The sequence below is a fragment of the Arthrobacter sp. NPDC089319 genome (assembly GCF_040684925.1).
Classification (GTDB): domain Bacteria; phylum Actinomycetota; class Actinomycetes; order Actinomycetales; family Micrococcaceae; genus Crystallibacter.
The window spans coordinates 63,129-70,887 of sequence record NZ_JBFBGZ010000015.1 but is presented as its reverse complement, the minus strand read 5'-3'; the positions used below and the strand labels follow the sequence as shown (position 1 = coordinate 70,887).

Sequence of the window (7,759 nt, the reverse complement as noted above, 5' to 3'; positions counted from 1 at the left end):
CGCTTCAACCGCACACTCCAGGAAGGCTGGGCCTACCGCCGCCCCTACGCCTCCAACCAGGAACGCACCGACGCCCTGCCGACATGGCTAGACTTCTACAACCACCACCGGGCACACAGTGCCATCGGAGGCCGCCCACCCATCAGCCGGTGTAAACAACCTGCTGTCTAAGTACAGCTAGCCGCCGGCAAACGGTGGCAAAATGTCGATCACATCCGTTACCTTCAGCGGCGCCTGCCGGTCCTTGCAGGCCACCTCGTTGCGCAGGAAGCTGCTGCGGGCGATCACGGACTCCATCGATGGGGCCGGCGACCGGCCGGGCGCAACCGGCGACGCCGTGGGCGCCGCACCCCGGGCAGCTGCTCCGGCTCCGGAGCGGGCAGCCGCCAGCACCCGGTCCCGGCTCGCCACCGGAGCGTGGCGTGCCACGACTTCGCGCAGCAGCGCGTCGAGGGTGGTGCCGTCGGGCAGCTCCAGGGTTTCCTCTTCGATGCCCGCCGCGGCCTGGGCCGCGCCGAAATATCGGATGATCATTTACCCGCCTATCGCACTCATGGTCCGGTCCGGCTGGACGTAATCCGCGCCGCCCAGACCCGCATGGTCCATACCGTGGGCCCGAGGTTTGGCCCACATTGTGCCCCGCCAGTGTTCCGCCACGGCCTCGTCGCCCGCATCGCTGCGCAGCAGGGCCAGCAGGTCCGTTTCCTCGTGCGAGAACAGGCAGGAACGCACCTTGCCCTCGGCGGTGACCCTGGTGCGCCGGCAATCGGCGCAGAACGGCTCCGTCACCGAGGCAATGATCCCCACGGTGCCGGCGACGACGTCGGGGGAGCGCCGCCGTCGTACTTCCCACCGCTGGGCCGGCGCCCCGTCGCGTTCGCGCGGATCCGGCGAGAGCAGGAAATCCGGTTCCAGCAGGGCCCGGATCTCGGCCGCCGCCAGCATGTTCTGCCGGGTCCAGCCGTGGTCGGCGTCAAGCGGCATCTGCTCGATGAACCGCAGCTCGTAGCCGCGCTCCACGGCCCAGTCCAGCAGTGCGGGAGCCTCGGCATCGTTGATGCCCCGCATCAGTACCGCGTTGATCTTCACCAGTCCCAAGCCGGCGGCGTCCGCTGCCTCGATTCCGGCGAGCACCCGGTCCAGGAAAGGGCGCCGGGTCAGTTGGGCGAACGTCTCCGGGTGCAGCGAGTCCAGCGAAACATTGATCCGGGTCAGGCCGGCCGCCTTCAGCGCGGCGGCTTTCTTCTCCAGCCCCAGGGCATTGGTGGTCAGCGATACCGGCAGATCCGGGTGGTTTCTCCTGATCGCGGCGACGATATCCACCAGCCCGGCGCGGACCAGCGGTTCGCCGCCGGTCAGGCGCAGCTCGCGCACGCCCAGTCGCTCGACGGCGATCCGCACCAGCCGGACCACTTCCTCGTCGCGGAGGACCTGGTCCTTGGACAGCCAGTCGAGGCCTTCGGCCGGCATGCAATAGGTGCAGCGGAGGTTGCACTTGTCAGTCAGCGAGATCCGCAGGTCAGTGGCCACCCGGTCGAAACGGTCCACCAGTGACGGGCCCGCGTCCGCGGGACGTGCCGGTGCCGCAGCCGCGGCGGTGCCGGGAACCTGCGGCATGCCCAAGTCAACGCTCATACCACGAGGGTACGCGAGGAAGCCCGTTGCTGCAGGGCCGGTCCGCCTGTCGGGAAGGCTTGCGGTTCGGCACCCTACCGCCGTCCGCATTTGAGGAACTAGACTCGCTTTTATGACGCAAATACGCATCGCCGACGCCGCGCGTTTCATGGGTGTCAGCGACGATACGGTCCGGCGCTGGCTCGACGCCGGCACCTTGACCAAGCACAAGGACGCCTCCGGCCGGGCAACGGTGGACGGTGCGCAGTTGGCCGCCCTGGCCCGGGAGCAATCGGCCCTGCCGCAGGACCCCACCGGAATCGGCAGTTCGGCCCGCAACCGTTTCGTGGGCATCGTGACGGAGGTCCTGCAGGACACGGTCATGGCGCAGGTGGAGATGCAGTGCGGCCCGCACCGGGTGGTTTCCCTCATGAGTGCCGAGGCCGTCCGCGAGCTGGGCATCGAGCCCGGTTCCGTTGCCGTGGCCGTCGTGAAGGCGACGATGGTGACGGTCGAGACGCCGCTGGGGAAGGACTGACATGGGTCACGCTGCACCTCGGAACAACGCAGTGAAGCGGACTGCGCGACGCCGCCTGTTGGCCGCGTTGCTGGGTGCGGCCCTGCTGGCCTCCACGGCCTGCTCGGCGGCGGAGCAGGGGCCGCGGGAGGAACCCGCAACGGGATCAGCGCGCTCCGGCGAGCTGAATGTCTTCGCTGCTGCCTCGCTCAGCGGTGTGCTGACGGATCTGGCCGCCGAGTTCGAGGACGACCACCCGGACGTGATCGTGCGGCTGAACTTCGCCGGCTCCTCCGATCTGGCCGCCCAGATTCTCTCCGGGGCACCCGCAGACGTGTTCGCCTCGGCCAACCCGGACAACATGGACAAGGTCACGGCGCCCGGCATGGCGGACGGAGAACCGGTCACGTTCGCCACTAATGTGCTGCAGATCGTTGTGCCGGACGGGAATCCACACGGGATCACATCGCTGGCCGACCTGGCAAACCAGCAGATCAAGACCGTGATCTGCGCCCCGCAGGTGCCGTGCGGCGCGGCCACGCAAAAGGTGTCCCGGGAAGCCGGCATCGAGATCCCCGCGGTGAGCGAGGAATCATCCGTCACCGATGTGCTGGGCAAGGTGGTGTCGGGCGAAGCCGACGCAGGCCTGGTCTACGTGACCGATGTGAAGAACGCTGAGGGCAAGGTCGAGGGCATCGACTTCGCCGAAGCCGGTGCCGCCGTCAATGACTACCCGATAGCGCGGCTGGCGGAGAGCACCAATCCGGACGCCGCCGAGGATTTCGTGGCGCTCGTGACTGGACCGGACGGGCGGAAGGCGCTGGCCGACTACGGCTTCGGAACGCCGTGACCACTCACGCGAAAAGCACCGTGCCCCAAACGAAGGCTTGACGCCGGAGCCGGGAACCACGGCGGATAAGCAAAGGACTAGGCAATGACCATGGATACAACGACGGCGGTGCGGAAACCGGTGACCACGGTGCCGGACACGGCGACAGCGGTGCGCGCGCCGGTGCCGTCCTGGATCTATCCGCTGGCTGCAGCAGGCGCCATCTTCGTCCTGCTGCCGCTGGCCGGGATGGCCGCCCGCGTGAATTGGCCGGAGTTTCCCCAGCTGGTCACCTCCGAGTCGTCGCTGGCCGCGCTCGGCCTGAGCCTGCGGACGGCCACCGCCAGCACGGCGTTGTGCATTGTGCTGGGTGTCCCGATGGCGCTGGTGCTGGCCCGCAGCCGCTTTCCGGGCCAGCACGTGCTCCGATCGCTGGTGCTGTTGCCGTTGGTCCTGCCGCCGGTGGTCGGCGGACTGGCCCTGCTGTACACCTTCGGGCGGCGCGGGCTGCTGGGCAGTACGTTTGAGGCGTTCGGACTCGAGATTGCCTTTTCCACCACCGCCGTGGTGCTGGCGCAAACGTTCGTGGCGCTGCCGTTCCTGGTGCTGAGCCTCGAGGGAGCGCTGCGCACCGCGGGAACCCGGTATGAAGCCGCCGCGGCGACGCTGGGCGCGCGGCCGTCCCGCGTCCTGCGGACCGTCACGCTGCCGCTGGTGCTGCCAGGGCTGCTCTCCGGGGCGGTCTTGTCCTTCGCCCGGTGCCTCGGCGAATTCGGTGCCACCCTGACGTTCGCCGGCAGCCTGCAGGGCGTCACCCGCACGCTGCCGCTGGAGATCTACCTGCAGCGCGAAACCGATGCCGATGCCGCGGTGGCGCTGTCGCTGGTGCTGGTGGTGGTCGCCGTCGCGGTGGTCACGCTGGTGCACCGCAGGTCCGGCTGGGCGCCGGCCGTGGGTGTCCGGTGAGCCTGGAACTGACCGCGCGGCTTCCGTCCCGCGGCTTTGAGGCGGACTTCAGCGTTGCCGACGGGGAAACGGTGGCCGTGCTCGGCCCGAACGGTGCCGGCAAATCGACGCTGCTCGGCCTGATCTCCGGCCTGTTGCGCCCAGCCGTTGGCCGGGCGCAACTGGACGGCAACGTGCTCTTCAGCGCCGGGCAACCGCAGGTCGACCGATGGGTGCCCGCGCACGCGCGCGGCGTCGGTCTGCTGGCGCAGGAGCCGCTGCTGTTTCCGCATCTGAGCGTCAAGGCCAATGTTGCCTACGGCCCGCGCAGCCGGGGCGCATCCCGTGCCGCGGCCGATCAGACCGCCCGCCATTGGCTGGCCGAACTCGACGCCACCGAGTTGGCGGGCCGCCGCCCGGCTGAGCTCTCCGGCGGCCAGGGGCAGCGCGTGGCAGTGGCCCGGGCCCTGGCCGCAGAACCTGCGCTGCTGCTGTTGGATGAGCCGATGTCCGCGCTGGATATCACCGCGGCGCCGGCATTGCGCCGGCTGCTGCGCAGGGTGTTGCAAGGGCGCAAGGCCGTGATCGTCACCCATGAGCCGCTGGACGCCCTGCTGCTGGCCGACCGCGTGGTGGTGATGGACGGCGGCCGGATCGTCGAGCAGGGACCGGTACGCGAAGTGTTTGCCCGGCCGCGCAGCTCCTTCGCCGCCGGAATGACGGGGCTCAACCTGGTCACCGGGACCGCCACCAACACCGGGTTGACGGACGCCGACGGGGTGCATTGGAGCGGCGAAGCCGAGCCCGGACTGCGTCCCGGCGACCTGGCCGCCGCCGCGTTCCGCCCCGCCTCCGTGGCGCTGTTCACGGATCTACCGGCGGGCAGCCCCCGCAACGCGGTGGCCGCCACCGTGACCGAACTCGTGCCGCACGGCGGCCTGGTCACGGTACGGGCCGGTTGGCTCGCAGCCGAGGTAACGCCGGCGGCGGTGTCCGATCTGTCGCTGGCCCCGGGGGACCGCGTGCACTTTGTGGTCAAGGCCGCCGAGGTATCGATCTATCCCCGGTGAAGCCGACGGGAGCAGTCCCGCCCGGCCCGCCCGGCCCGTCGCCTAGGATGGCAGCAGAACCTGCACCTGCGGCAGGCCGGACCGGGCGGCACCATGACCACGGCCCGCCTGATCTGCGCGACAAGGAGGGCCCGTGGCCAAGAGCGTTGCCGAGCACCGCGCCGCCGTTGAGGAACTGATCCGGTACGCGGCACAGGCCAGCCTCACCGGCCACGAGTCCGTGGCGCTGGAAGCGGCCTACGGGCGCACCCTGGCCGCCGACGTCGCGGCGCCGATGAGCCTGCCGCCGTTCGCGAACTCGCAGATGGACGGCTACGCGGTCCGCAGCGCGGAGACTTCCGGTGGGGCGGACCTCGCCGTGGCGGCGACGATTCCCGCCGGCTACGCCGCGCCGGCGCTGCCGCCGGGTTCGGCCGCGCCGATCATGACCGGAGCCATGCTGCCCGAGGGAGCCGACGCCGTGGTCCCGATCGAGGAAGCGGTGCCGGACACGTTCCTGACCGAACGCGACGGGCGCACGGTCAGGCTCCCGGAATCGCCGGCCGGGCGGTTCATCCGCGCCGTCGGCAGCGACATTGCCGCCGGCAGCCTCGCGCTGACCGCCGGAACGGTGCTGAAGGCGCCGCAGCTGGGACTCCTGGCGGCCTTGGGCCTGGCCACGGCCGAGGTGCGGCCGCGGCTGCGGGTGCTGCTGCTGAGCACCGGTGACGAGGTGGTGGCCGCCGGCGGACGGTTGGGCGCCGGACAGATTTACGACGCCAACAACACCATGCTGGCGGCCTCGCTCCGGGAAGCCGGCTGCGAGGTGGTGGAGAGCCGGATCCTGGCCGATGCGGCGCCGGAGTTCCGCCGCCTGCTTGATGCCGAGCTGCGCCGCCAGCGGGCGGATTTGGTGCTGACCTCAGGCGGCATCTCCAAGGGCGCCTTCGAAGTGGTCCGGCTGGCGCTCGAACCCGAGGGCGTGGCTTTTGCCCCGGTGGCGATGCAACCGGGCGGACCGCAGGGAGCCGGCCGGATCGGCGGAGCAGTGTTCCTGGGCTTCCCCGGCAATCCGGTCAGCTGCCTGGTCTCCTTCGAGATGTTCCTGCGGCCGGCGCTGACCAGCGTGCTGGGCACGCCGGCGCCGCGCACGGTGCTGCTGACCCCGCTGGCCGAAGCAGCCGACTCGCCCGCGGCCAAGCATCAGGTGCGGCGCGGCCACTACGACGGTGGCCGGGTGCGGCTGGTGGGCGGAGCGGAGTCCCATCTGGTGCACGCGTTGGCGCAATCCAACGCGCTGGTCCACCTGCCCGCGGGGGTCGAGCACGCGGAAGCCGGCCAGGACGTGGAAATATGGCTGCTATGAGCGAAGCAGAACGACTGACCCATGTCCGCGAGGACGGCACGGCCCACATGGTCGATGTCAGCGGCAAGGACGAAACCACCCGGCAGGCCACCGCGCAGGCCGTGCTCTCCACCCGCTCCGACGTGGTGGAACTGCTGGCCGCCGGGTCGCTGCCGAAGGGTGATGCACTGGCGGTCAGCCGGGTGGCCGGCATCATGGCGGCCAAGCAGACACCGCAGCTGATCCCGTTGTGCCACCCGCTGCCGATCAGCAAGGTCACCGTGGACTTCTTCCCGGCGGCGGACTCCGTGCGGATTGAAGCGACGGTCAAAACCCGATCCGTCACCGGCGTGGAAATGGAGGCGCTGACGGCCGCCTCGGTGGCGGCGCTCAGCCTGTACGACATGGTCAAGGCGGTGGATAAGCACGCGGTGATCTCGGACATCAAGGTGCTGGCCAAATCCGGAGGCAAGAGCGGGGACTGGGCGCTGTGAGGGCGCGCACCGCCGGCATCATCGTCGCCTCCACCCGCGCCGCGGCCGGAGCCTACGAGGACGAATGCGCGCCGCTGATTTTCGAATGGCTGGCCGGCCACGGCCTGGCCGCCGGCGTGCCGCAGGTCGTCGCCGACGGCGAGCCCGTCCGCCGCGCGCTGCAAAAGATGCTGGCCGCCGCGCCCCGCGTCATCGTCACCAGCGGAGGAACCGGTCTGGCTGCCGACGACCGCACCCCGGAGATCACCGCCGTCGTGCTGGAACTCGAACTGCCGGGCGTGATGGAAGCCATCCGCGCCTACGGCCGCGCCAAGACACCGTTGGCGGCGCTGAGCAGGGGCGTGGCCGGCACCGCCGGATCCACCTTTGTGGTCAATCTGCCCGGATCGCCCGGGGGAGTGCGCGACGGCTTGGCCGCCCTGGATCCGCTGATCGGCCACATCTGCGCCCAGCTGGAGGGGAACACCGACGCCGGACACACAGGGCCGGGGGATACTGGAAGCACGCGGCGGACGGAAGGACAACCATGACCAGCACGGTGTTGTATGCGGCGGTGACCGGTGAGGCGATCGATGTCGCCGAGGCGACGGCCGCGGTGGATTCGGCCGAATGCGGTGCCGTGGTCAGCTTCAGCGGCGTGGTCCGCAACCACGACGGCGGCCAGGCCGTGGCTGCGCTGTCCTACTCCGCCCACCCCAGCGCCGAACGCGTGATCGCGGAGGTCGCCGGCCGGATCGCCGCGGAGCACGACGGCATCCGGATCTGGGTGGCGCACCGCACCGGCCCGCTGGCAATCGGCGACCCCGCCCTGGTGGCCGCCGTCGCGTCGGCACACCGCGCCGCTGCCTTTGCCGCCTGCTCGGAGCTGGTGGACCGGATCAAGGAAGAGGTGCCGGTGTGGAAGGAACAGCACTTCGCCGACGGCAGTACCGAATGGGTCGGCATCGGCCAGTAGCGATACGCTGG

10 protein-coding genes and 1 pseudogene are annotated in these 7,759 nt (G+C 70.4%); 9 read left to right on the top strand and 2 right to left on the bottom strand.

Going from position 1 to position 7,759, the window contains the following annotated elements; translation table 11 throughout:
- Positions 1-181, top strand: a pseudogene (locus AB0N75_RS17305) (integrase core domain-containing protein); the annotation flags it as partial.
- Here AB0N75_RS17305 and AB0N75_RS17300 read toward each other — a convergent pair.
- Both AB0N75_RS17300 and moaA read right to left on the bottom strand, forming a co-directional pair.
- Positions 178-534 (bottom strand): MoaD/ThiS family protein, encoded by a 357-nt coding sequence (locus tag AB0N75_RS17300; RefSeq protein WP_364652180.1) that lies wholly within the window; start codon positions 532-534, stop codon positions 178-180. The pseudogene AB0N75_RS17305 and the gene AB0N75_RS17300 sit on opposite strands and share 4 nt — an antisense overlap.
- Positions 535-1,635, bottom strand: a complete 1,101-nt coding sequence (moaA, locus tag AB0N75_RS17295; RefSeq protein ID WP_364652179.1) for a GTP 3',8-cyclase MoaA — start codon at positions 1,633-1,635, stop codon at positions 535-537.
- A gap of 112 nt (positions 1,636-1,747) precedes the next feature.
- On the opposite strand from moaA, the gene AB0N75_RS17290 reads away from it, so the two are divergent.
- The 8 genes from AB0N75_RS17290 to AB0N75_RS17255 all read left to right on the top strand — a co-directional run bounded on the left by AB0N75_RS17290 (position 1,748) and on the right by AB0N75_RS17255 (position 7,748).
- A complete protein-coding gene (locus AB0N75_RS17290; RefSeq protein ID WP_364652178.1) occupies positions 1,748-2,152 on the top strand; it encodes a TOBE domain-containing protein in 405 nt (134 codons plus the stop codon).
- A 1-nt stretch (position 2,153) separates the two neighbouring features.
- The gene (gene modA / locus AB0N75_RS17285) at positions 2,154-2,981 is read left to right on the top strand and encodes a molybdate ABC transporter substrate-binding protein (RefSeq protein WP_364652177.1); all 828 of its coding nucleotides are present in this window, start codon (positions 2,154-2,156) and stop codon (positions 2,979-2,981) included.
- A gap of 84 nt (positions 2,982-3,065) precedes the next feature.
- Positions 3,066-3,926 carry an ABC transporter permease gene (locus AB0N75_RS17280; RefSeq protein ID WP_364652176.1) on the top strand — a complete coding sequence of 287 codons (861 nt, stop codon included), beginning with the start codon at positions 3,066-3,068 and terminating at the stop codon, positions 3,924-3,926.
- Entirely contained in the window at positions 3,923-4,975 is a 1,053-nt protein-coding gene (locus tag AB0N75_RS17275) for an ATP-binding cassette domain-containing protein (RefSeq protein WP_364652175.1), read from the top strand. Before AB0N75_RS17280 ends, AB0N75_RS17275 begins: the two co-directional genes overlap by 4 nt.
- Before the next feature lie 133 nt (positions 4,976-5,108).
- The gene (glp, locus tag AB0N75_RS17270; RefSeq protein ID WP_364652174.1) at positions 5,109-6,320 is read left to right on the top strand and encodes a gephyrin-like molybdotransferase Glp; all 1,212 of its coding nucleotides are present in this window, start codon (positions 5,109-5,111) and stop codon (positions 6,318-6,320) included.
- Positions 6,308-6,793, top strand: coding sequence for a cyclic pyranopterin monophosphate synthase MoaC (moaC, locus tag AB0N75_RS17265; RefSeq protein ID WP_364652173.1), 486 nt, complete (start codon positions 6,308-6,310; stop codon positions 6,791-6,793). Before glp ends, moaC begins: the two co-directional genes overlap by 13 nt.
- On the top strand, positions 6,790-7,323 hold the full coding sequence (locus AB0N75_RS17260) for a MogA/MoaB family molybdenum cofactor biosynthesis protein (protein WP_364652172.1): 534 nt from the start codon (positions 6,790-6,792) through the stop codon (positions 7,321-7,323). Before moaC ends, AB0N75_RS17260 begins: the two co-directional genes overlap by 4 nt.
- Positions 7,320-7,748: a molybdenum cofactor biosynthesis protein MoaE gene (locus AB0N75_RS17255; RefSeq protein ID WP_364652171.1), complete on the top strand. Its 429-nt coding sequence runs from the start codon at positions 7,320-7,322 to the stop codon at positions 7,746-7,748. Before AB0N75_RS17260 ends, AB0N75_RS17255 begins: the two co-directional genes overlap by 4 nt.
- Positions 7,749-7,759: the final 11 nt, after the last annotated feature.